Here is a 22,824-nt window from a genome sequence, read left to right on the forward strand (position 1 = left end):
TCCTCCACTGGCCGTTTGATATATAACTATTTCTAGATTATCATTTCAACCAATGAAGCATTGGCTTCAGAGGTAGCCATTCTCCCTGTACCAGTCAACCGTCTCCCTGAGACCGGTCTCCAGGTCGTAGATAGGAGAGAACCCTAATTCCCCTCTTGCCCTCTCTATTCTGTAGGAGCGGTCGGCGGTGACCGAGTCAACGGTGGAGGTGCGCCACATGAAGTTCTCCTTTCCTATCAGAGCATTGAAGCCTTGTATCGGTGCCATCATGACCTTTGCGAGAGAACGAGGTATATGCATCCTGGGTGGCCTCTTTCCAAGAATCGAGGCCAGAATGGAGTAAACCTGATCATAGGTGTAGGCCCTACCCTCGGATATGATATAGGTGCGGTTTCTCGATTCCTCGTATCTATCCAAAGCCCGCAAGAAACCCTGAACCACATCCTTGACATGAACGAACTGGACGAGGTTGTTCCCTGTGCCAACGATGAAATTAGAGGCGATGGAGTTGGCAAAGGAAGTGATGAAGTAGAATGAAACATCATCAACATTCCTCGGTCCGTATATACCCGACGGCCTCAGGATGGTGTGGTCCAATCCATTGGTCTGGAAGCTTCTCACCAAGGACTCCGCCTTCGCCTTTGACCTCCCGTATTCATAGGTAGGATTCAGCGGGGATTCCTCATCGGCGGGCGGATCATCAACTGGACCAATGGCCTCGGTGCTGCTGCAGTAGAGCACGCGTTTGACTCCGTTCTTGAGACAAGCGTTGAGCAGTTCCCGGGTGCCCTGCACGTTGATCTTCTCGTAGAGATCATCCTTGCCCATGAAAGTGTAGTAGGCGGCCAGGTGCATGACGACATCGATACCTCGGGTCGCATCTAGCATTGTTGAGGCGTCGACCAGATCAAGCATCCGCTTCTCCACGCCCAGCTCGTCAAGAAGGACCGTACTGCTAGTTCCTCGAATCGATGCCACCACATCGTATCCTCTGTCGACCATCTCCTCCACGAGATGACCTCCCAGGAAACCGGTGGCTCCAGTGACGAGTAGTTTCAATTGATTCACTCCGGTTCCAGGGGAACGTCCCTGCGATAAAGGGCGTATGTGAATAGGGAGGCCATGCTCTCACCGTCGTAGGGTTCGGCCGCGCCCCTCATGAACATGTCCTCCAATGGGACTATTCTATACACTCCGCTGAAGGTAAGTCGATCGAGCATCTTCTCCCGATTCCCTTCGGACAAGCGGAGGCCCACCGTCTGCACTTTATCCACACCAGTGTATGCAGGGTTCGTTGAGACATCGTCAACCAGCTCCGCCGCTTCCTTGACATCGCCGACGGTGATGATCTCGATGAAGCGCTTTCTGGAGTAGATGTTAAGTGAAGGATAGAATGCCACTGCATCCCTGAGAGCGCTCCTCCCCTTGGAAAGAACGACAGTCCACATGTTGGAAACTTTATTGGAGGCACGAACTGCGGATCCCTTGAACTGAAGGTATCTTCTCGCGCTCTGGAGGAGGAAAGCGGCGTCTTGTTCCATCCTCATCCCGAAATCAGCCCCTAGGTCATCAAGCTCCTTGGCCACCATGGAAACGAATTCTCTTGCTTTCTCATGATCGCCAATGAAGACTGCCGATGTGGGTGAGGAACAGAGCTGCTGGTCATATAGAACAATATTGAGAGCCAGTCCCGCTGCGGTGTCGCGGTTTACAGACCCTTCATCAACGATGGCGATCCCGGTGAGTGGGCCGTTTACGAAATAAGCAGGATGATGGGGGTTGGAACAGAGCTTCAGTCCAACCTCTCCACGGGCTGGTTCTCCTCCCCAGAAGTTCACCACGCCGAGATTGCCCTCGGACAGCAGATAATCGAGAGACGGACTGTCATGGGAGAAGTGACTTATCACCAAGGATCTCGCAATAGCCCTTCCCGCCTCCGTGTCAACCTTGCCGAGAAGACTCATTACCTCAACAATGGCCTCATAGTTCGCCAGGGAGGGTTTTAGCAGGGTGAGGTTTCCAGTCATGAGGGAGACAACCGTAGGTATGAGGGGAGGGATGATGGAGTTTCCAGATGAGATTATCAATACGGGGCCAGCCGGGACCTGACGTATGAACTCACCACCACCCATATCGACGAAGGAATCCAATGCATGGATGCCCTGAGGAAGAGATAGATCAAGGTTCCTTCTGATGTTCTCCGCGCTAAGGACCTCTCCGATGAAGGAGAATTCCACCTCCATGAGATCACGATCATATCCAGTGCTACTGGCCAGTGAAGTTGCTAGCCCTCCAAGATCTCCTGAATCAAGCCGGGACTGCCACAGCTTTCCCATCTCTCCGATGACCTTCAACCTCTCTTCTATCGTGAACCGGGAGAGACTTCTTTGTGTCTCCTTCTCTTTGGATAGTATGGCCTTCAGACTTTTGACATCAATTTCCCGCACCGTGCGGGACCCCAAGGAGCGCTCCTCCGTGGTGAAATCCGTTCCGGGACAATAGGGTTCGGTGGTCATGGCATTCACTCCTTGGTCATCATCTCCTCAAGGGTGCCTCCGCAGGCTCGCTGCAGATCCCAGCCATCCTTGATGGTGAGGCGCCTGCCAAAGACGAACTCCCTTCCATAATAGCGCTCGGATGGCTGCGCAATCATCAGATCACCAGGGTAGAAAGCCTCCAGCCAGGTTGTGACAAAGGGATTGAATACACATAGAAGTCCCTCCTTTCCCTCCTCCTCGATTAGCTCGAAAGTGGCAGGATCCAAGAGGAACGTCTCCGACAGTGGGTGGGGGATCTTGTCCATTGTCCCCAGATTATCTATCATTGCAGTCAGCGTTTCTGTCATACCCAGCACGTCCATGAAAGGTGTTGGAACCTCTACATCTGACCTACTGGCCTTGAAGTATTTCCTAGATAGTTGAGCTATTTCGTTATAGGGAGGCAGGTCGGCGAAACCCTTTGAACCGCCTCCTGTGACCACCACTCCTCCTTTTCCTAGGTCCACGGGAGGAGCCCTTGTGGCCGTCTTGTAGATTATCTTTTTTGTAATACTCATCGTCTCGAACATCTGTGACATTAGATACACACCCGCAGGGGCGGTGAAGAAAAGCTTGGGTTCTCCTTTGCTCTTAAGGAACTTGACAACGTTCTGACGATCAGGGATAAGCTTCTGCCAGGGCGTATCTCCCTCCCCCGAATCCTCCATTTTCATTCCATACAGGAGCTCGATATCCTTGGATTCCAACGCAAGCTCCACGAAAGCAACGAAACTCAGTCTTTTCCTTAGCTCGGGCGCGGCCATGAACAGAGCCGTCCCATTCCCAGGCTCCAGGTATTGACCATAGACATACTCGAAGAGATCTGCATTGGCCTTCACCATTATGGCGAGATCGATGGGGCTTCTATAGACCTTCACTGGAGACTTTCCCGTGGTCCCCGAGGACATGAAGTACTCCCCTCCCTCATCTGCGTCATCAATCACGAAGGGGCTGTGTCCCTCACCCCTTAGCATGTCAGCGGGAATCACCAACCTCGCAAGGTCCTCAAGTTCAGCACTCTTGGGATCGACATCCGCTCTCTCGAAAAGTTCTGCGTATCCCTCCGATCTGCGAGCGAAGAATGAGAACGACTCCCTCATCAGGGACCTCCTCAGTGCCCTGAGCGAATCGGGAGATTTTTCGAAGAGCGAGCTACCATTGATCAAATCCCAGACCTTCTCCACGAAAGGATCATTGAGAAGAGGGCTTGTCTCCGCCATCTTTCTGATGTCTCCTATACCCAACTAAGACCCCCTGAACCTAACCCGAACTCAGATGGAACGGAATAGACCAGTAAAGATGCTTTGTCTAAAAAGGATTGTCATACCCTGACCCGGACCTGGAAATATCTCATTCCAGACCGAACCACCTGGCTTCATCTTTTCTTCTGCCACGGAATGCACTGGATGCAACGGCCAATACAACAGCGATCGAGGTTATGCACAGAAACATAAGTTGGTTCGTCTCGAGGTAATTGTATATTCCAAACAGGGCAAGAGTGCACATTATGATCAGAAGAACCATGTTTATGCTTCTTGACCTTCTTGCTTTCTTGGCTAGACCCTTAGGGACTTCTCCCGTTCCAATGACGGCCACTGCCAAAGCGGCGGAGTCATAGCACGCATGCCTCATTGCCCTTCCCGCCTGCTTCGTGGGCTTGATACCTCGTACCAACTTATTCACGTACCTTGGAGACGAGACCGCGTCCCTTATGCCAGACCGTATGGATTGTGGATCCACCTCCCAGTCTCCGATCTGTCTCTCCTTCCGATCGTGCTGTCTTCTAGTCGAGAACCCTACTGTCCGATCCTGAAGATAATGTAGTGCACGCCCAAGATTGAACATGCCAATGCTCTCCTCTCCCTCTACCATACATTTCCTCGCTCTCCAGACATAGTCCATGATAAGGGATGTGGTTGGGGAATGATGGGGCACCCTCCTCCAATGATAATCACTCCTGTCTTTTTTCATGAGGTCGGGGTACATGTCAGGATCTATCGATCCTTCGACCAGAACGTCCTCAAGTATTCTTGGTAATCCCAACTCCCTCGAGATAGCCCTGGCTATGGAGGTGTGATTTTTCCATTTCAAACTCGTCCCATCCAGACACCACAAGGAGCCGTTTTCTACTATAAGCTTGACCATGGGGGATATCCGAAAGTGGATCAACGCTTGCCTAAGTGATTCTCGATGTAGGAATCGACATCGAACTTGCGCCGGGCTCCATTGAAGCTCATGTACCGCACCTTTCCAAAGATTGACCTCTCCGCCCAGGCACGGTCATGTACCCCACCTATGCTCCAGGCTATTCCAGTATATCCGTTTGGATCCCTACCATCCAACTCATACTTGTCGTTGAGGTAGATCGCCGCATCAATTGCTACCTCAGGGGACTCGGTCCACTCCAGGATCTTCTTGGCCCAGTACATTCTCATATAACCGTGCATCTTCCCTCGTACCACCATCTCTAATTGGGCAGCATTCCAGAGGTCGTCATGAGTCCTTCCATCTTCCAGCTCCTTCCTCGAGTATAGGTAATCTCGTCTATCCTCCCGGTGGATATCAAGCGTCTGACGGGCCCAAGAAGGGAACCCCTCGAATGAATCGTATCCGTGGTTGTAAAAACAGAAGTTGTCCGACAGCTCCCTTCGTACCACGAGTTCCTCTAGGAATGCATTCTTTGCCATCTGCGATGCTGAGCTCTTGCTGACTTCCATGGCAACCCTCTGAGCCGATAGTTGTCCAAAATGAAGATAGGCGGAAAGACCGGACTGCCCTTCGAGGTTAGGATCATTCCTTGCCTCATCGTATGATTCTAACCGATGCTCAATGAAATCTCCAAGTGCCTCCAGTGAAGCGATCTGGCCCGATTTCAACCAGGTCACTGCGGGTACCTCTCGATCGATGTCCAATTTTCTATAAGCTCGTTCCCAATCGTTGTTGGGTTCCTCCGCGAGAGCGTAGGGACGCCTCTTGATCGAGCCCAGATCATCCAGGAAACTCGGAAGTGCCCTTTGTATCTTAGGCCGTATCGTATGAGCTCCATACTCCTGTTTTCCCGAGCATACCCAGCATGGTATGATGTTGTGGGCATCAACTTCCGCCACCGGAATGTCTAGATCGCCCACAATCTGCTTCTTCCAATTCCTTTTTATTCTTAGAGGATCGAAATCCATGACCAGGTACGATATACCATTTTCTTCGACGAACCCTGGTATGGTGATCTTCGGGTCACCCTCAAGAAGAATAAAGGGAATTCCCAGCTTGGAGAGTGAAGACTCCACCTCGCGAAGACCCTCAAGCATGAATCTGTAATGCCTTTCATCAGCACCGAGGAAGTCAGGTACAAGATTGAAAATCACGAAAAGAGAGGAGGCCTTTGAGATGGCGATCTCTTGGGCGTGTAATAATGCCCAGTTATCCACGGAACGTTGGTCCCTGCTCATCCAATATACAACTGGTCCCTTACTATCCCGACCAGTACCAAGGTACCAAATCCTCTCCTCTTTCATAGCTCCTCCAGACTTTCTGGCGCCCAATCGAGATGCCCTTATCGGATGAAATATTCATCTAAAGGAAACAATATACCCTAGGTCTGAAATTGATTCATATCATAGAGATTCTTCATCCTTTCGATATCTCAACACGGGAAAATCAGAGATATCAATGCTCTCCGAAGCTACCCTAATCCCGCCAACTCGCTCGATAAGCTCGATTATCTCCCTGTTGATCTTGTCTCGGACCAACCTCCTCTCCCGCACTGGAACCACGTAACGGAGATGGAGGGCGATCCAGTTGTCCGTTGGAACTATGTAAATGTTGGGCTCGATGTCCTGGGCTGGGAGATAGTACTTCTCGCCGATGCGATCTATATCCCCCTGGGCACCCTCCTGAAATGAATTTGTCTGATCGTGGAGTATCTTCAGGAAAGAATCCTTGGCAATCCTCCAATCGCTATCATATGTCACGGGTATCATTATCTCATCCCAGAGATAGCGATGATCGCGAGTGAAGTTGTATGTGGAACTAGTAATCACCATGCCATTGGGAATTGACACCAGACGACCTGTGGCCTGGTCCCCGTTGACCCATTGTCTGATCTCTAACAGAGTCGTATACATGATCCCGATGTCTATCACATCTCCTATCAGGTTCTGGATCTCCACCCTGTCGCCTACGCGGTAGACGCCAGAGGTGAGTATGATCAAACCACCCGCAAAGTTCTTGAAGACATCCTGAAGCGATATTGCCACTCCTGCGCCAATGATGCCGTAAGAAACAACAAGGGCGGTGCTGTCCTCGACCCATATGATCGCCAGTACCAGAAGTGCGGATGCGATTGAAAGTATTGTGATAGTCTTTCTGAGGGAGTACTTGGCCTTGGCGTCCTTGATGCGTCCTGATATGCCCTCACCAATTATGATGTTGAGGACCAGATAGATTACAGTGAGAGCAAGGAGCGTGAGAAACACGTTCCAAAGATGAGGATCAGGATAGTTGTCGTGTATAAGATAGACGACTCCGGTTGATGCAATCAGGAGTATGAGGTAGGTGATCTTGCGGATCACGATAATATATCATTAGGAACCATATATTAAAACATCGTGTCGGCCAGTCTTAATCTCTTCTTCTCATGATGATGACATACTCATGATCGTTCTTGGGATAGTAGGACTTGGGGTAGCCAAATACCAGTCTCCCTCCGGTGCTATAGTTAAGGATATAGATATTCACATTCACGATCTCGAAACCCAGTTCCCGCCCTATCTGGATGTAATCAGAGTGAATTGGACATTTCTCGTTCTTCTTGAATAGATCCTGAGTGTTGACAACGCAGTATCCGCCTGGTTTGAGTATTTTGAGCATCTCTTGAAAGGATTCCCTCATTGCCGTGAGAAAATCCTGGTAGTTGTGCAAGTTACCTAACTGATATGGGCCGTCATGCATGTAGTCAACGACGTCGAAGTATGGAGGAGATGTCACCACAAGGTCAATGGATCCTTCGGGAATGCATGTCATTATCTGACGGGAATCGCCGTTGATGACTTGATGTCGGGTTCCGTTCTCCACATCGGGATCCTTTAATCTATCCGTAGTCAGCTGAGTTGAGTAGGGGTTGACATCGATTCCTACCGAGTTCCTTCCCAATCGGCTAGCGACCACGTTTGTGGTACCAGAACCACAGAACGGGTCGAGTACCGTCTCTCCCAGGTGAGAGAAGAGCTTAATGTACTTTTCCGGAAGCTCCGGAATGAAACGTGCCGGGTGAGAAGACTTCCATATCTGCCTCTTCTGGATATTCAGAACGGTAGAGCCGAGCTCGTAGGTCTCTTTCCTATCGAGACAGTTCAGTCTCCCCTTTTTACAGTCGCAGGTCCGCTGTGTGGGGAGCCAATTGAAATCCTCACCTGTGAGCACTGGCATGACAGATCCACCCCCTCATGGGGAACCTTGCATAATAGACCTTTCCCCTCTTTGCTCAAAGCTAAAATCGATTCAACAATATCAAATAATCAGATATAAGTACGATTAATGCAGAAATAGACAATCAAAGTATTGTATTGACCTCCTTTGGCTAGATAACCTTCTTATACGGTGATTTTGTACAAGCTTCCGATAGCATGAAGGAGATCTTCGAGCCGGATTCCATCGCCATCATAGGGGCGGCCAGGGAAGAAGGGAAGCTGGGGAACATAGTCCTCAGGAACATAATATCATCAGGATTCAAGGGTAAGATCTACCCCATCAACCCCAAGGCCGACGAGATCCTCGGCTTGAGGTGTTACAAGAGCGTGAAGGACATCGAAGATGATATCGAACTTGCTATTTTTCTTGTCAAGGGCCCTCTGGTCCCACCGCTCCTGGAAGAGGCGGCGGAGAAGGGTGTGAAGGCGGCAATAATAATCTCCGCTGGATTCAAGGAGATTGGAAAGGAAGGAGCCGAGCTCGAGCGCCAGGTCGTAGAGATCGTAAAGGAACACGGGATCAGAGTGCTGGGCCCTAACTGCCTTGGTTCGATTAACACCTTCCACGACATGAATGCGACATTCACATCGAACTACCCTGAGAAAGGACCTCTCGCGATCATCTCACAATCTGGAGCAATTTGTACCACCATCCTCGACTGGAACCAGGAGACAAAGGTTGGATTCTCACGCTTCGTTAGCGTGGGAAATAAAGCGGATATCGATGAGGCAGATCTGATTGAGTACATCGGTCATGATGACGAGACAAAGGTCATCGGTATGTACATAGAGGGAGCAGAAAGAGGCAAGGCCTTCGTGGAGATGGCCAAGGAAGCTACAAAAAGGAAGGCCATCGTTACCTTGAAGGCGGGCCGCTCCTCCTCAGGGGCAAGGGCTGCCTCTTCCCACACTGGTTCCATCTCCGGAAGTGACGCCATATGGGACGCGGCCATGGAACAGGCAGGGGTGCTGCGGGCCAAGGACATGGACGAACTCTTCGACTATTGCCTCGCATTCTCAAAGCTCCCAATGCCAGAAGGTGAGGGTCTGGTCATCGTGACGAACGCTGGTGGACTAGGGGTCATGTCAGCCGATGCCTGCAACGATCACGGCGTGTTTATGGCCGAACTGAATGAGAATACTGTCAACAAACTTCGTCAAGGTCTACCAAGAGAGGCGACACCGTACAATCCAGTGGATATCGTTGGTGATTCTGATACTGAGAGGGTGCGATTCGCCGTAGAAACCATCTTGCAGGATGAGAACTGCAAATGCTTGGCAGCGGTGTTCGGACCGAACGATATCATTGACCTCGTGGCAATCGCCGAGGTGCTAGCAGATTGCAGAAAGAAATGGGACACACCCATTGTGGCCTCCTTCATTGGAGGTAAACAGGTTGCCCCGGGAGCAGCTAGGGTGATGGAACTCGGAATTCCCAACTACGATATCCCTGACCGGGCCATGAGGGCCATCGCCGCCCTCATGAAGTGCTGGAAACGGAGAACCGACGGAACGAACGAAGGGGCTATCGTTGTCAAAGGGGACAGAAATAAGGTGAAGGATGTTCTGGCCGCTGTCAGAGCCAACAACCGCCTCACCCTGAGGGAGGATGAGGGCAAGGTTATCCTTAATGCCTACGGGATCTCGATGCCGAGAGAAGGTCTGGCTACGAACGCAGAGCAAGCCCTGAAACTCGCTGATAACATTGGATACCCGGTGGTCATGAAGGTCGCCTCACCAGACATACTGCACAAGAGTGACGTAGGTGGTGTGGCAATCGGTCTGGAAACCCCGGAGGAAGTGAAGGACTCGTTCCATTCAATTCTTGAGAGGAGCAGGGCAAGGGTGCCAGATGCGAGGATTGATGGAGTATCGGTACAGCAGATGATATCTGGCCGAGAGGTAATAGTCGGAATGAACCGAGATCATCAATTCGGCCCAGTAATCACGTTCGGCCTTGGGGGAATCTTCGTTGAGATCCTCAAGGATGTCAGAAATAAAATCGCCCCTCTATCAAGAGCAGATGTGGATGACATGATCTCATCCATCAAAGGATACCCCATCCTAATGGGAGCGAGGGGGAGGGGGATCGCTGATATAGAGTCCCTCAAGGATATGATCTTCAGACTGGCTCAGATAGCAATAGACTTCCCCGAGATCGCAGAATTGGAGGTTAATCCAGTTATTGTAGGTGATAAAGGTGAAGGTTGCTGCGCCGTCGATGCACTTGTCACTCTGGAAAAGTGATAGTCATCATGAGTTGCATAATAATTAATGTCGTTATGTCGTAATTCCCGTTCAATATCGTCCCCGCGGAAAGGAAGGTTTATCAAATCATAGTTCCCAAGTATTTCTAGCTGAGAGGCAGCACTGAAGTAATGTTGGGAAATGCTGATCCGGGAAAATACGACAAAATCCTGTGAAACGGCCTATTTCCGGGCAATTCGTATAGTGTATACGATATTCGTCAACCACACTGAATTAGCTTAAAATATCAAAAAACACGTTCCCCGTCCCCAACCGTAAAAGGTGTGGTGTTAGATGAGAGTTGTTGAACATTCGAAGTCTACTACTGGAACCAAAACAAGGGTCCAGGACGTGACTCCAATTAGCGGAATGTGTCCATTGTGTATAGAAGAGTGCGGTACGATTTGTGAAATAGGAAAGGCCGCGTTCAGAGGTAGGGAAACTCTATATCCCTCTCCAGAATACTTCGGTGAAAGCACTGCTGCTTCAAACAAGGACTATTTCATCGATTTCTCCCACTTCCAGATACTCGCAGAGCTTATCGGTGCCTGGGGTGTTGAGGAAGATCCTGACGTCGCCTTCTTTGAGAATGCTGACTGCAGCACAACCGTGGCTACAAGCTCTAAGAAGCCCATCAAACTGAAGATACCTGTGGTTATCGCAGGCCTTGGCTCCACGGCGGTTGCCAAGAGGAACTGGGATAGTCTAGCAAAGGGCGCTGCCCTGGCAGGAATCATAGAGACCGTGGGAGAGAATGTCTGCGGAATGGATCATGAGTCTGTCTACTCTAACGGTAAGATCCAGAGATCTCCAGACATGGAGTTCAGGGTTAATTCCTTCAGGGAATTGTGGGATGGAGAGCACGGTAACATCGTGGTCCAGACCAATGTCGAGGATATCAGGGGAGGTGTGGACGAGTATGCTCTATCCAAGCTTGAGGTCGACATAATCGAGCGCAAGTTTGGTCAGGGTGCCAAGGCAATCGGTGGCGAGGTTCGGTTACACACTTTGGAGCGTGCACTTGAGCTCAAGAAGCGCGGGTATCTTGTGATTCCAGACCCAGAGGATCCAGAAGTTCAGGAATCCTTTAAGGCGGGAGCATTCAAGAGCTTCGAACGCCACTCAAGAGTTGGATTCCCCAACGCTAAGGACTTCATAGAGGATGTTGAGAACCTCAGAAACATGGGAGCGAAATACGTATTCCTGAAACAGGGTGCATACAAGCCTGAGGTCGTAGCCTGGACAATGAAGGTGGCCTCTGAGGCTAAGATCGATATGCTTACCTTCGACGGCGCAGGAGGAGGAACAGGAATGAGCCCTGTCCCCATGATGAACGAGATGTCAACCCCTACGATCCACCTCGAATCCCAGGTCCTATTGGCCGCTTCCATTTTGAAGAAGCAGGGACGATTCATCCCCGACTTGGCAATGGCCGGCGGATTTGTCAACGAGACCCAGATCTTCAAGGCGATGGCGATGTCGAATCTGGGTGGAGGTCCACTCATCAAGACATCGGCCATGGCAAGGGCTCCACTGACCGCGGTTATGAAGTCAAAGTACTTCGCCAGACTGGCCGAGAAGGGCAAACTTCCCAAGTCGTTCTCCGACCAGTATACCAGCGATCCTGAGAACTTCTTCATTGCCACCAGGCATCTCGAGAACGAGTTCCCCGATCTCAAGCCCGGGAGGGACATTCCATGGGGCGCGGTCGGTCTATACACCTATTTGATAGATCGGATCGGCGAGGGTCTCAAACAGCTCCAGGCTGGCTCCAGGAAGTTCAAGTTGGACCTGTTGGAGAGAAGCGACATCCTGTCTCTCAGCGAATATGCCGCTAAGGTTACCGGGATCCCGACCTTCGACCAGAGGGCTTCGGAGGTAATCCCAGGAATCTTGGCGTACTGGGAGTGAGGAACAATGGTTTGGAAGAGTCTGCTTAAGCTATACGGACCACCAATGGAAGAGGCCTTTATTAGGCTGACCAAGCTGGCTGAAGAACTGCCGGAACTCACGGAAGGACGGCTAACCAATAAGATCATCCCCAGAGCAGGATTCATCATCGGACCCTATGATGTGGAGTTCGAGTGGGCGGAAAAGCCAGACGAGAAGATGATCCGCCTCCTCATCTTCAACATCGATGAGGTCCTGAGCGAGATCGGCTGCAGGTACAGAATCACAACTGTAGAAGATGGATTCCTACCAGCAAGCAAGTGATAACAAAGAACGGCGATACATCAACAAGCCCTAGCTTAAGCTGTAGACTCAAACCACAACAAGAAAGACCATAATTCGAGACTTCGGGTGTCCTATTTCAATTTTTATGCGAATAATCATCGTTCTCTCCGTTAATTGCTATTGAAAAGACTGGCATTAACATCATTAATTGTGGGAAACCTTTAATATCGGTCAGTTCCATCAAAGCCAATACCGCGGTGACGCGGTTAGAATCGGTTGCAAGGCCGATATAGGGGGATTCAAGTAATAGGGGGGGTTGAGCCTCCGACCTCTTTCGGGCGCTCACCTCATTTTTTTATTATCAATTTCAAACTGTATCCCAAGCTTATGAAAAGATATGTAATGTCCGACTGCCCATTGTAAAGAAGGATGCGTTCAGTTGAAGAGTGAAGCAAACCGACTCAAGAAAGAAAAGAGCCCTTACCTACTCCAGCACGCTTTCAACCCGGTGGATTGGTATCCTTGGGGGGAGGAAGCATTCCGCAAAGCCTGGAATGAAGACAAACCGGTATTCCTCTCAATAGGCTATTCCACTTGTCATTGGTGCCATGTCATGGAAAGGGAATCTTTCGAGGATCAGGAGGTCGCCAGGATCTTGAATGAGAGCTATGTGAGCATCAAGGTGGATCGGGAGGAAAGACCTGATGTCGACTCCACCTACATGGATGTGTGCCAGATGATGACGGGTTCTGGCGGTTGGCCCCTGACGATCATCATGAGGCCGGATAGGAAACCTTTCTTCGCTGCAACTTACCTCCCTAGGGAAGGGCACTTTGGAATGCGAGGACTCAGACCGTTGCTGATTGAGATTGCCAATGCATGGAAGACTCAGAGGAGAAAGGTGGACGAGGTGGCGGAACGGGCGACCTCTGCAATCGCTGATCAGCTGGCAATAAGGGATAAGGGGGAGGAAATAGACAGAAGGATCTTCGATTCGCTTTATTTGCAGCTCCGTGATAGCTTTGATGAGAAATTCGGTGGATTCGGACCTCCACCAAAGTTTCCCTTGCCCCATAAAATTCTGGCTCTTTTAAGGTACTGGCGACGCACGGGGGAGAAACAGGCGTTGGAGATGGTTGAATTCACACTTCAAGCCATGTACCTTGGTGGGATAAAGGACCATGTAGGAGGAGGTTTCCATCGATACTCGACCGATGGCTACTGGCTTGTCCCTCATTTCGAGAAGATGCTCTATGATCAAGCACTGCTTCTTATGGCCTATTCAGAGGCATATCAGGCAACAAAGAGACTGGATTTCAGAAAGACCGTGGAGGACATCGTCGCCTACATTGGAAGGGACATGACCTCTCCAGAAGGAGCATTTTATTCGGCGGAGGATGCGGATAGTGAAGGAGTTGAAGGTAAGTTCTACCTCTGGACCAAGGCCGAGATCGTGGAAACGTTAGGCGACGAAGCCGATCTTATCATTGATGAATTCAACGTTGAAGAGGAGGGGAACTTCAGAGAGTCGGACGGCAGTAGGAGCGGCATGAACATACTCCACTTGAGCCGGAGCTTCGATGATATCTCCAAGGAACTTGGTTTGGACGTAATCGAACTAATCGATAAGATGCAAGTTTCCCTTGCAAGGATGCGGAAGGTTCGGGAAAATAGGGAAAGACCTTTGAGAGATGACAAGGTCCTCACGGATTGGAATGGCCTCATGATGGTCGCTCTCGCCAAGGCCAGTCGAGCCATTGATTCTTGCGAACTATCGAAAGCAGGTGAGAAGGCTGCTCGATTCATTCTGGAGAAGATGTCGAGGACCGGTCTAAGGCACAGGTACCGGCAGGGAGAGTTGTCCAAGGAAGTCTTCATTCAGGATTACTCCTTCTTCATATGGGGCCTCATAGAACTCTATCAAACAACTTTCGAAATCTCTTGGCTCGAAAGAGCAGTCGCTCTAACGAAGGAGATGCTCGATCGTTTCTGGGATGATGATCTTGGATTCTTCCTCCTATCCCCAAAGGAAGGGGAGGATATGATATTTCAAAAGATGGAATCGTACGATGGTGCGATTCCGTCTGGCAATTCCGTCGCTTTCCTGGACCTCGTTATGATATTCAGGATAACTGGGGACACTGGAATTGAAGCGGCGGCCAAGAAGCTAGCCCAAACCTACTCAGGAAGGGTCGTTGATAACCCTATGGCTTTCACCCTTTTCCTAACTGGATTGGACATGGTACTCGAGCCATCCAGTGAGGTGGTCATTGTGGGTGATCCCATGTCAGATGATGTTGGGGAGATGATCTCTGCGATTAGAAATGCGTACCTTCCAGAAGCAATAGTGATGATCAAGAGTGACGATTCGCTTTCAAAAATAGCGCCCTTCACTGAGCACATGATGACCAAAGAGGGAGAGGCCCAGGCCTATGTGTGTTCGGGGAGATCGTGCAGAGCCCCAACCAGCTCAGCTGATGAGATGTTGAGATCCATGATTGGGAAATGACAATATCTTAGGGCTACGCCTTCATCTCTAAGTGCGAAATTAATTTATTTAACGCATTGAAATATCTCATTCGGATCCGGCCTTCGAACAAGGAATGTTCCGCTGATCAGGGAGAGGAATAATGTCCAAGTGGTTCTATATCAAGCTGGCAGCACTGTTCGGTGTACTATCAGCATTGACCTACTTTTCCCATTACCTGATCTTTCATGATGTCCATCACATTTTCATCTACCTGATAGGTGACCTTGGATTTATGTTCCTGGAAGTATTGCTGATAACTCTGGTCTTCCATGAGCTGCTAAGCAGACGCGAGAAGAAACAGATACTAGAGAAGCTGAATATGGTTATTGGTGTATTCTTTAGCGAAGTTGGAACAGAACTCCTGAAATTCTTCTCCGACATGGACCCACAGGAGGACAGGATCAGTAGGGAGCTTTTCATTACCAAAGACTGGACCAATGAGGGATTCACTACCGTAATAGCCAATGTAAAAAGTACCAAGTTCGAGATTGACCCCCTCAGAGGAGATCTTCCAGGACTTCAGAAATTCATGAGACAGAAGCGTGAATTCCTTATCCGGTTGCTTGAGAACCCAAACCTTCTGGAACATGAATTGTTCACGGACTTACTATGGGCAGTCTTCCACCTTGGAGAAGAGCTTTCTGCCAGGAAGAGTATCGAGGAATTGGGAACCCCAGATATAGGGCACATCAGGGGTGACATTAGTCGTGCATACGGTCGACTTATTGAAGAATGGCTTGAATACATGATGCACCTCAAGAACAACTACCCGTATCTCTTCTCACTGGCTATGAGGACCAATCCCTTCGACCCATCTGCCCATCCAGAGATAACCGAGTGATCTTGGTCAAGAAATGGTTGACTTGTGGTACACCGACATTAAGCTTGATCCATATTGATCGGCGAGAAGAAGGTGACCCGCCTGAGGGAAGCAGAGGTCTGAGTGAGTTTCTGAGGAGGGTGTAACATTCCCTTCTGCCTCGACCTCAGTTGATGGGTCTATGTTGGATGATACATCCAATATATAGGTATATGATATTTATTGATTTCCAGCATCGATTTTGAATTTTTCAGACTAAATCATCGAATTACATTATATCTAGCGCTGCAGCCACTGCCCCGTTCTCAGCATCATCGAAATTCTTGGCTGTCCCGATTATGATCACATCTCCTTCCTTGAGATTAAAGAGCTCTCGCAGGACTCTGGCGTCTGCTGGCTGTTCCAGGTCAAGGTTGTAGTCGGGTGGAATGATGAGGGTTCCCTTCTTGATCACGATGGTGGTCGCGCCATCCGCCCCTGCCTTGATTGCGGAATCCCTCTGCTGTATTCCACTGGCGATCATATTGGCGGAACTTCTCACCTGAACGGCGACGTTGCTATCGCTGAGGGACATATCAGTCGAGGGAAGCCTTTCCACCTTCATGGGAATGCCCTCTAAGAAATAGCTACCACTTTTTGTTATCTGAATGCCCGTCTGCCTAACCTCGATAAACCCCTTGTCCCTGAGGAACTCCAGGATTGTGCGAATGCTTCCTTCCCCGATCCCAATGCTGTCAGCGAGGGATTTCCTGCCACGGCGCTTGCAGTCTGAAAGTTGTGAGAGGGCCCTATATACATGATGATCACCGAAGCGATGTATAGGGCCGTACTCCTTGAGATCGATGAGTTTCATTAGTCAGAAAACCGCAATCTCACCATTTACAATTTTCTTCGTCACTTCCTCGATATTGTCCAACCAGAACGCGGCAATAGATTCAGACTCCTTGTACCATTTGGCACAATTGGCCCCCTCTTCCATGATCAGCTGGATGCTTGCGGTATAGGGTTGATTGATAGGCTTTCCAATCTGGGACAGAATGCGCACCCTCACTTCTTCGATATCTCCACATGCCTCCTCAGCGATCTGATTGGATATCACATTGGCCAGGATGTTGTAGAGTTTACCTACGTGGGTGACCGGATTCTTTCCCGCTGCCGCTTCCATGCTCATCGGCCTGAAGGGAGTTATCAACCCGTTGACCCTGTTGCCACGACCCACTGAGCCATCGTCTCCATTCTCCATAGATAGCCCAGTAACAGTGTTGTAGAAGATGCCGTTTTCATAATCATCAGCGGTGTTGATGTAGACAACAACCTCGTTGTCGGTGATTCCGCTGGCAAAATCAAATGCCTTGTCCTTGACCTCCTCTATGATGGAGACATAGGCGTCCTTGTCGTCGATGTACTTGTCGACCATGGCGCATGCGATGGTCAGGGTGATCGTATCGTTGAACCTCGAGGCCATTACCTTCACATCTTCCCCCGTTCCCTTCACTTTCTTCTTGAGGGAGTTGTTCATGAACCTCTCTGTCTCTAGGACCACCGTCTCGGTCTGGCTAAAGGGAGCGAATCCCACACCGAATGAGGTATCGTTTGCTAAAAGCTTAGCCGAGGAGTAGACTCCTGTAAGGTCTACGCTTCCCCTGCTGATCTTGGTGTCAAGGGTGACATCGGATTCGAAATCAAGATTGGGGAAGTATTGTTTTAGATAGTCGCCGGCGGCATCGCGGGCCACTTTTCGATAGGGGAGCCGCTCTCCATTCACCTCAGTGGTCGCCCTTCCGACAAGCAGGATGTATACGGGGTCAAGGACTTCCCCTCCACCGAACTGGGGTGCGGATTGACCTCCCACGATCTGGGTCTCGTCAGTGTTGTGATGCAATATCTGGTCAAACTCCTTCAAATACATCTTGCACAATGCTCGGCTCACTGATTCGGCCAATCCATCTGCGATGCTGTCAGGGTGCCCTATTCCCTTTCTCTCTACAAGTTCGACTCTTTGCTTATATACCGGTGTATAATCGATCTCTTCAACCACGATGTTCTTTGACATTGAATATCACCTTCTTCAATCAAGATCTGCTATCCAGGTGGAATATCGACATTAGCCAGTAATCCTGGAAGCATCCCATAGAATCGTCGTAATATTTACTTGCATATATAGGTGATTGACAGGATTATTCAAATATGAATAGGAACATGGTCTATTGCCATGTTCCCTCCTCCATCAAAAATTAGGCAGTTACGTCTAGGCACGGATATGACTCAATCTGAGCTCGCAGCGAGGTCGGGCGTCAGCCAGTCTACAATAACTAAGATAGAGAGAGGCACTATCCATGGTTCATACGAGGCCGTCTCAAGCATCTTCAAAATACTCCAGGAGGAAATGGACAAACGTCGTGCTGGAAGGAAGGTCAAAGAAGTAGCCACCATAGACGTGATAAGCGTACAGGTATCGGACAACTTGAGGAGAGCATCAGAGATCATGAGGGAAAGGGGGTTCTCCCAACTTCCGGTATTTAACGGAAAGATACACGTGGGAAGCGTTAGTGAAAGGGGTGTACTCCGTCTTCTACGCGAGGGGACAAGTATGGCCGACTTAGGTGAACGAAGCGTGGAGTCCAGCATGGAAGATGCGTTTCCCATCGTCAGTGAGGAAACCTTACTGGAGACAATCACCCCCCTGCTCTCACATTCAGGCGCTGTTTTAGTGGCGGACAGGGGAGATATCACCGGGATCGTCACCTCATCAGATATTCTGAAGCTGATCTAATTGGCCTGATAACGATAAGATTATCTAATTTCAAAGGAATAATTTCTAACGGTGGGGACGCTTGTCCAACTTCAGTTGCCCACGTTGTGGTGAACCTATTTGGGAGTGGTCCAAGTACTGTTCCAGATGCGGTTGGAAACTTCCACACAAAGAACATGCGGGACCGACTTATCAAGAGGCTCAATACCCAAGATCGAATTACCAGGAATCTTATTACCCGCCGCCCTACCATAGACCATGGGTAAAGGAGAAGGATCCCGGTACTGTGCTCTTAATAGCCCTCATCCTAGGAATAATAGGATTCATGGGAATTGGTCACCTATATGTAGGAAAAATTGCGAGGGGGATCGCCCTCCTCATTTTCGGATTGATAATCGTTCCCATGTTCGTTGCTGTAATGATGTATCTGATGGTGAGCGGTATAGGCTACATTGACGAAACCGTGATCGTTCCCTTCATAGTCTTGACCGTAATATGGCTGATAGTCCTTATCTGGCAGACCTATGATGCCCATGAACTGGCCAAGCAGTATAATCACGTCCTAAGGACCACGGGGTTACCCCCATGGTGACTTCATTGGTCCGATAGATGATTACTACAAGGAAAGCCTGCCCTCCTCATCCACCTCTGTGAACGGATTCCAAGCTACTTCCCACAAGTGACCGTCCACATCTCGAAAGTATGAAGAATAACCTCCCCAGAAAACGTCTTGAGGCTCCTTTATTATGAATGCTCCAAGACTCCTGACTCGTTCGATCATATTATCGACATCATTCTTGGAACTCATGTTCAGGGCCAACGTTATGCCTCGAAACCCACTTCCTCCGGGGGGCATACCTACATCATCCGCCAAAGCATCCCAGAGGTAGAGACCGAGAACAGTGCTTCCAGTTCGGAACCAAACAATATTGTCATCGCTCTTTTCCGACCGGTCAAATCCAAGCGCTTCGTAGAACTCTGCTGCTTTCTGGATTTCCCGAACTCCCAGGGTGATTATGCTTATCATTTTCATTGAGTTGGCTCCCTCCAATCTCAATTCCATTTCTTTGTATGAATATTCTCCTGACCTGATCACTCCTTTGAGCGGATCTCGATTGACATCAGGTCCTCCGCAACAAAAGTATTGGGGAATATGGCCCGGGCTTCGTTCTCCAGAAGCGAAACGTCCTCGTAACGATTGGAGATGTGGGTAAGATAGAGGGAATCGACTCCCGCTTCTTTCGCGATCTTGGCAGCCCCTTCTGCCGTAGTGTGACCATACTCCTCGGCCTTGTCCGCCATGTCCGAGGCATAGGTGCTCTCGTGTACCAACACATCGGCTCCAGCAGCAGCCTGGATCATGCTCCGGCATGGCGAGGTATCTCCAGAGATAACTATCTTCCTGCCCTTTCTCGGAGGACCAATGACCATGTCTGGAGAGTACTTCCTTCCTTCCACTTCAACGGTCTCCCCGGCTTGGAGCCTTCTGTAAAGCGGTCCTTCGGGTATACCGAGTTCCTTCGCCCTATCCAGGTTGAACCTGCCCCTTCGCGGTTTCTCCTCAAAGACGTAACCCAGTCCTGGAACTCCATGCTCTATATCCACTGCCCTGACCGTATATTCTTCGAAATCAAGGAGGTCATCGCTATTCAATTCACCCACATGAATCTCGAAGCCCCTGGCGAAATAGCCCATCTGAACCATGTCCTTCATAATCTTGACCATGCCCTCCGGGCCAAAAATGTAAATTGGAGAATCCCTCCCCATGAAACCCATGGACTGAAGGATGCCCGGCAATCCAAGGAAGTGATCCCCGTGGAAGTGGGTGATGAAAATTTTATCAACCTTCATGAACGAGAGGCTGGACATCATGAACTGTCTCTGGGTGCCCTCGGCGCAATCGAAGAGAAGAACTTCAGAGCCGTAATGGATTGCTGTTGAGGTTAGATTCCTATCCACCGAGGGAATGGCACCGCTGGTTCCCAGGAAGACCAATTTCACGCTCCAGCTATGCATCCCTGATTATATAGGAATTACCGAACCGTTTCTGGGTCCACCGATCACCCCAGACGAATAACGCCAGGGCTATTGCGGCCATCGTCGCTGCCATGAACATGGCACCGTGGTATCCATAAGCATATGAGATGACTCCTCCAACCATCGCGCCGATGATGGCCGAAATGCTGATTGATGACTGAAGCAGTCCGGCAGAGGTTCCCTTCTCTGGATTCCTGACAAGGATGTAGTTCAGGGACCCTATGTATATGCAGGCCCAAGCAGTGGCGAGGACCACCTGCAGGGGAAGTATCTCCCAGAAGATGTGGATACGAGTGAAGAGGATAAAAACCGTGGTGGAGAGGATTAGACCGGCAGCCATCAGATAGGTTGATCGGAAACGCTCGATGAGCTGCATGGCGGTGAACTGCACTACCGCATTGGTAGCGTAGATCACCCCTATGAAGAAAGGTTCTGCCCCGATATCCTCAAGGAATATCGGAAATGTTACCCAGACCATATTTGCCCCCGTGTGTCGAATGATCACAGCCGCATAGATCGGGAAGTTCTTCTTCATGATCTCCAAAGGGAACAAGGGGACCTTCTGATGGATTTCTTTCCCAAAGGGTAGAACCATAGAGATCAGGAAGGCCACTGCCATCAGCAGAGATGAAGCGAGGAAGATGAGGTTGAAATCTCCAATGAAACCCGCTACGAGCACACCAAAACCAAAGCCGAGTGAGCCGAAGGCGCTGAACCTTCCAATCTTCCCCTTCGCATCGAAAACGTAGACAAGTAGTGCGGAGGGAAACATGCCTGCACAGAATCCGACCAGTACCCTGGCAATGATCAAGGAGAATGTATCAAAAGCCAGAATTTGGAGTGCAAGCGATATTATTGAGAGGAGGAGCCCTGCTCTGAGGATCATCCTCCGCCCGTGAACGTCAGATGCCCTACCGAAGATATAGGCCGAGATGAATAGCGCAAGGGAATAGAACGCCACGATGAAGCCAATCTCGATGTTGGTCGAGCCAAACTCGTCACGCGCCAGGTTTGGAATGAGAAGAATGGACGCGAACAGTCCAGCGGTCGAGAAGAATTGAATAGCCGATGGCTTCATTGGGCCCCGAATCCTCGGAGCAATTAATAATGATTGGGCTATCTTCCTAGAGCCTCGAGCTTGCGGTCCGCCTTGGATGCTTTCTTGTACTCCTTGTAATGTTCCTTGCACAGGTGGACCTTGCCCCGGGATTCTTCAATATCCAGGCCAGCTTGCTCCACCTTCTTGGCAGAAATTGAACGTTCCATGGGATTGTCACACCCCTCTATGTCACACGTCTTAACCGAATCATCCCTTTGCTTGGCCATGCTGACGTTCAATCATTTTTTTGGGTAAAAGCTTTACTCTTGAATTTCCGGAGCGATGGACGCACCATCGACAACCTTAAGCGAATGGGGCTCCAATTTTTATTATGGAGGTACGCCCATGGAAATTAAGAAGATACTAGTCGGAGTGGACGGTTCGGAGAATTCCCTCAGGGCGGTAGAGTTCGCCTCGGAGATTGCTACCAGATTCAATGCGTCGGTGACCTTACTCCTGGCCATCGCGCCATCTGACGCGGTACTTTTCAGTGGAAAGGACACCTACCTCCCAGAGAGCGAGGGGATTCACCAGATAAGGCTGAGGAATGCCAAGAACATCCTGAATGAGAAGGGAGTGGCGATGGAGGAGCGGGTGGAACTCGAACATCCTGCCCAGGCCCTCATAGAGGCTTCCAAGGACTTTGACTTGGTAGTGGTTGGTTGCAGAGGACTTAGCGGCATCAAGGGATTTCTGATGGGTAGCGTTTCCAGCAAGGTAGTGCATCATTGCAAGAGGCCGGTCATGGTTGTCCCGTGAAATCTGTTGGACCAATAGCAATCAATGATCACGGCTTTAGAGGTCCTCCATGACATTATTCCCCACCAGATTGAAAAAGGAGATTTTGATAGACTAATATTATTTGCGGGCGATCATTGTGTCTATCCCTATGGAGAACGGCGTGGTATCAACGAAGTTGATGGTTGGGGGAGCGAATCTCCTTCAGTTGATGCCCTGGGAAACATATTCTTCACCACATTCGGGGATCAGGAAGGTTCGTCCCACGCATACGCATCGGATGGTGAAAACGGCGAGACGGTCCTGAACTTCTTCCCGTTTCTCGTCGCATTTCTGATGGTGTTTGGTGTGGCACTGATTTCCGTTGCAGCAGGTCCTAAGATGCAATAGTCCGCTTTGAGGAAACGCAAAAAGGGGATATCTC

General features: G+C 49.9%; 22 protein-coding genes. 9 read left to right on the top strand and 13 right to left on the bottom strand.

The window, feature by feature from the left end:
- Positions 1 to 66: 66 nt before the first annotated feature.
- From GKC03_05300 to GKC03_05330, 7 genes are all read right to left on the bottom strand, one after another.
- On the bottom strand, positions 67 to 1,059 hold the full coding sequence (locus GKC03_05300; GenBank protein NYT11955.1) for an NAD-dependent epimerase/dehydratase family protein: 993 nt from the start codon (positions 1,057 to 1,059) through the stop codon (positions 67 to 69).
- 5 nt (positions 1,060 to 1,064) lie between these two features.
- Entirely contained in the window at positions 1,065 to 2,516 is a 1,452-nt protein-coding gene (locus GKC03_05305) for a hypothetical protein (GenBank protein ID NYT11956.1), read from the bottom strand.
- Positions 2,517 to 2,521: 5 nt separating this feature from the next.
- The gene (locus GKC03_05310; GenBank protein NYT11957.1) at positions 2,522 to 3,781 is read right to left on the bottom strand and encodes a phenylacetate--CoA ligase; all 1,260 of its coding nucleotides are present in this window, start codon (positions 3,779 to 3,781) and stop codon (positions 2,522 to 2,524) included.
- Between the two features lie 106 nt (positions 3,782 to 3,887).
- Complete coding sequence (locus GKC03_05315; GenBank protein NYT11958.1) at positions 3,888 to 4,628, bottom strand: hypothetical protein; 741 nt, start codon at positions 4,626 to 4,628, stop codon at positions 3,888 to 3,890.
- Positions 4,629 to 4,702: 74 nt separating this feature from the next.
- Positions 4,703 to 6,049 carry a deoxyribodipyrimidine photo-lyase gene (locus GKC03_05320; protein NYT11959.1) on the bottom strand — a complete coding sequence of 449 codons (1,347 nt, stop codon included), beginning with the start codon at positions 6,047 to 6,049 and terminating at the stop codon, positions 4,703 to 4,705.
- 99 nt (positions 6,050 to 6,148) lie between these two features.
- On the bottom strand, positions 6,149 to 7,093 hold the full coding sequence (locus GKC03_05325; protein ID NYT11960.1) for a mechanosensitive ion channel: 945 nt from the start codon (positions 7,091 to 7,093) through the stop codon (positions 6,149 to 6,151).
- 61 nt (positions 7,094 to 7,154) lie between these two features.
- A complete protein-coding gene (locus tag GKC03_05330) occupies positions 7,155 to 7,961 on the bottom strand; it encodes a site-specific DNA-methyltransferase (protein NYT11961.1) in 807 nt (268 codons plus the stop codon).
- 197 nt (positions 7,962 to 8,158) lie between these two features.
- Between GKC03_05330 and GKC03_05335 the strand changes: the two genes are divergently transcribed.
- The 5 genes from GKC03_05335 to GKC03_05355 all read left to right on the top strand — a co-directional run bounded on the left by GKC03_05335 (position 8,159) and on the right by GKC03_05355 (position 15,795).
- On the top strand, positions 8,159 to 10,249 hold the full coding sequence (locus GKC03_05335) for a CoA-binding protein (protein NYT11962.1): 2,091 nt from the start codon (positions 8,159 to 8,161) through the stop codon (positions 10,247 to 10,249).
- A gap of 294 nt (positions 10,250 to 10,543) precedes the next feature.
- Entirely contained in the window at positions 10,544 to 12,160 is a 1,617-nt protein-coding gene (locus GKC03_05340; protein ID NYT11963.1) for an FMN-binding glutamate synthase family protein, read from the top strand.
- Positions 12,161 to 12,166: 6 nt separating this feature from the next.
- Positions 12,167 to 12,463, top strand: coding sequence for a hypothetical protein (locus GKC03_05345; GenBank protein ID NYT11964.1), 297 nt, complete (start codon positions 12,167 to 12,169; stop codon positions 12,461 to 12,463).
- A 400-nt stretch (positions 12,464 to 12,863) separates the two neighbouring features.
- A complete protein-coding gene (locus GKC03_05350) occupies positions 12,864 to 14,933 on the top strand; it encodes a thioredoxin domain-containing protein (protein NYT11965.1) in 2,070 nt (689 codons plus the stop codon).
- A gap of 121 nt (positions 14,934 to 15,054) precedes the next feature.
- Complete coding sequence (locus GKC03_05355) at positions 15,055 to 15,795, top strand: hypothetical protein (protein ID NYT11966.1); 741 nt, start codon at positions 15,055 to 15,057, stop codon at positions 15,793 to 15,795.
- Between the two features lie 247 nt (positions 15,796 to 16,042).
- Here the strand turns inward: GKC03_05355 and GKC03_05360 are convergent, their stop codons facing one another.
- Complete coding sequence (locus tag GKC03_05360) at positions 16,043 to 16,627, bottom strand: DUF4443 domain-containing protein (protein NYT11967.1); 585 nt, start codon at positions 16,625 to 16,627, stop codon at positions 16,043 to 16,045.
- Positions 16,628 to 16,630: 3 nt separating this feature from the next.
- Positions 16,631 to 17,827 (bottom strand): methionine adenosyltransferase, encoded by a 1,197-nt coding sequence (locus GKC03_05365; GenBank protein NYT11968.1) that lies wholly within the window; start codon positions 17,825 to 17,827, stop codon positions 16,631 to 16,633.
- 207 nt (positions 17,828 to 18,034) lie between these two features.
- On the opposite strand from GKC03_05365, the gene GKC03_05370 reads away from it, so the two are divergent.
- Both GKC03_05370 and GKC03_05375 read left to right on the top strand, forming a co-directional pair.
- Positions 18,035 to 18,547: a CBS domain-containing protein gene (locus GKC03_05370; GenBank protein NYT11969.1), complete on the top strand. Its 513-nt coding sequence runs from the start codon at positions 18,035 to 18,037 to the stop codon at positions 18,545 to 18,547.
- A gap of 61 nt (positions 18,548 to 18,608) precedes the next feature.
- On the top strand, positions 18,609 to 19,118 hold the full coding sequence (locus tag GKC03_05375) for a hypothetical protein (protein NYT11970.1): 510 nt from the start codon (positions 18,609 to 18,611) through the stop codon (positions 19,116 to 19,118).
- Positions 19,119 to 19,142: 24 nt separating this feature from the next.
- Here the strand turns inward: GKC03_05375 and GKC03_05380 are convergent, their stop codons facing one another.
- Genes GKC03_05380 through GKC03_05395 form a run of 4 tightly spaced genes read right to left on the bottom strand, consistent with a single transcriptional unit; the run spans position 19,143 to position 21,889 of the window.
- Positions 19,143 to 19,559 (bottom strand): VOC family protein, encoded by a 417-nt coding sequence (locus GKC03_05380; GenBank protein ID NYT11971.1) that lies wholly within the window; start codon positions 19,557 to 19,559, stop codon positions 19,143 to 19,145.
- Positions 19,560 to 19,618: 59 nt separating this feature from the next.
- Positions 19,619 to 20,527 carry a ribonuclease Z gene (rnz, locus tag GKC03_05385; GenBank protein NYT11972.1) on the bottom strand — a complete coding sequence of 303 codons (909 nt, stop codon included), beginning with the start codon at positions 20,525 to 20,527 and terminating at the stop codon, positions 19,619 to 19,621.
- Between the two features lie 7 nt (positions 20,528 to 20,534).
- Positions 20,535 to 21,641 (bottom strand): MFS transporter, encoded by a 1,107-nt coding sequence (locus GKC03_05390; GenBank protein ID NYT11973.1) that lies wholly within the window; start codon positions 21,639 to 21,641, stop codon positions 20,535 to 20,537.
- 38 nt (positions 21,642 to 21,679) lie between these two features.
- A complete protein-coding gene (locus GKC03_05395; protein NYT11974.1) occupies positions 21,680 to 21,889 on the bottom strand; it encodes a hypothetical protein in 210 nt (69 codons plus the stop codon).
- A gap of 118 nt (positions 21,890 to 22,007) precedes the next feature.
- On the opposite strand from GKC03_05395, the gene GKC03_05400 reads away from it, so the two are divergent.
- Together GKC03_05400 and GKC03_05405 are read left to right on the top strand one after the other, a co-directional pair.
- On the top strand, positions 22,008 to 22,421 hold the full coding sequence (locus tag GKC03_05400; GenBank protein ID NYT11975.1) for a universal stress protein: 414 nt from the start codon (positions 22,008 to 22,010) through the stop codon (positions 22,419 to 22,421).
- A 24-nt stretch (positions 22,422 to 22,445) separates the two neighbouring features.
- Positions 22,446 to 22,790, top strand: a complete 345-nt coding sequence (locus GKC03_05405) for a hypothetical protein (GenBank protein ID NYT11976.1) — start codon at positions 22,446 to 22,448, stop codon at positions 22,788 to 22,790.
- Positions 22,791 to 22,824: the final 34 nt, after the last annotated feature.

It is taken from the genome of Methanomassiliicoccales archaeon (assembly GCA_013415695.1).
Classification (GTDB): Archaea; Thermoplasmatota; Thermoplasmata; order Methanomassiliicoccales; family JAAEEP01; genus JAAEEP01.

Bases quoted from the DNA above. Each gene is read 5' to 3' on its own strand.
- GKC03_05405 (NYT11976.1), top strand. From the start codon at position 22,446: ATGATCACGGCTTTAGAGGTCCTCCATGACATTATTCCCCACCAGATT.
- GKC03_05370 (NYT11969.1), top strand. From the start codon at position 18,035: ATGACTCAATCTGAGCTCGCAGCGAGGTCGGGCGTCAGCCAGTCTACA.
- GKC03_05305 (NYT11956.1), bottom strand. From the start codon at position 2,516: ATGACCACCGAACCCTATTGTCCCGGAACGGATTTCACCACGGAGGAG.
- GKC03_05345 (NYT11964.1), top strand. From the start codon at position 12,167: ATGGTTTGGAAGAGTCTGCTTAAGCTATACGGACCACCAATGGAAGAG.
- GKC03_05335 (NYT11962.1), top strand. From the start codon at position 8,159: ATGAAGGAGATCTTCGAGCCGGATTCCATCGCCATCATAGGGGCGGCC.
- GKC03_05400 (NYT11975.1), top strand. From the start codon at position 22,008: ATGGAAATTAAGAAGATACTAGTCGGAGTGGACGGTTCGGAGAATTCC.
- GKC03_05340 (NYT11963.1), top strand. From the start codon at position 10,544: ATGAGAGTTGTTGAACATTCGAAGTCTACTACTGGAACCAAAACAAGG.
- GKC03_05380 (NYT11971.1), bottom strand. From the start codon at position 19,559: ATGAAAATGATAAGCATAATCACCCTGGGAGTTCGGGAAATCCAGAAA.
- GKC03_05390 (NYT11973.1), bottom strand. From the start codon at position 21,641: ATGAAGCCATCGGCTATTCAATTCTTCTCGACCGCTGGACTGTTCGCG.
- GKC03_05355 (NYT11966.1), top strand. From the start codon at position 15,055: ATGTCCAAGTGGTTCTATATCAAGCTGGCAGCACTGTTCGGTGTACTA.
- GKC03_05360 (NYT11967.1), bottom strand. From the start codon at position 16,627: ATGAAACTCATCGATCTCAAGGAGTACGGCCCTATACATCGCTTCGGT.
- GKC03_05320 (NYT11959.1), bottom strand. From the start codon at position 6,049: ATGAAAGAGGAGAGGATTTGGTACCTTGGTACTGGTCGGGATAGTAAG.
- GKC03_05330 (NYT11961.1), bottom strand. From the start codon at position 7,961: ATGCCAGTGCTCACAGGTGAGGATTTCAATTGGCTCCCCACACAGCGG.
- GKC03_05395 (NYT11974.1), bottom strand. From the start codon at position 21,889: ATGGCCAAGCAAAGGGATGATTCGGTTAAGACGTGTGACATAGAGGGG.
- GKC03_05365 (NYT11968.1), bottom strand. From the start codon at position 17,827: ATGTCAAAGAACATCGTGGTTGAAGAGATCGATTATACACCGGTATAT.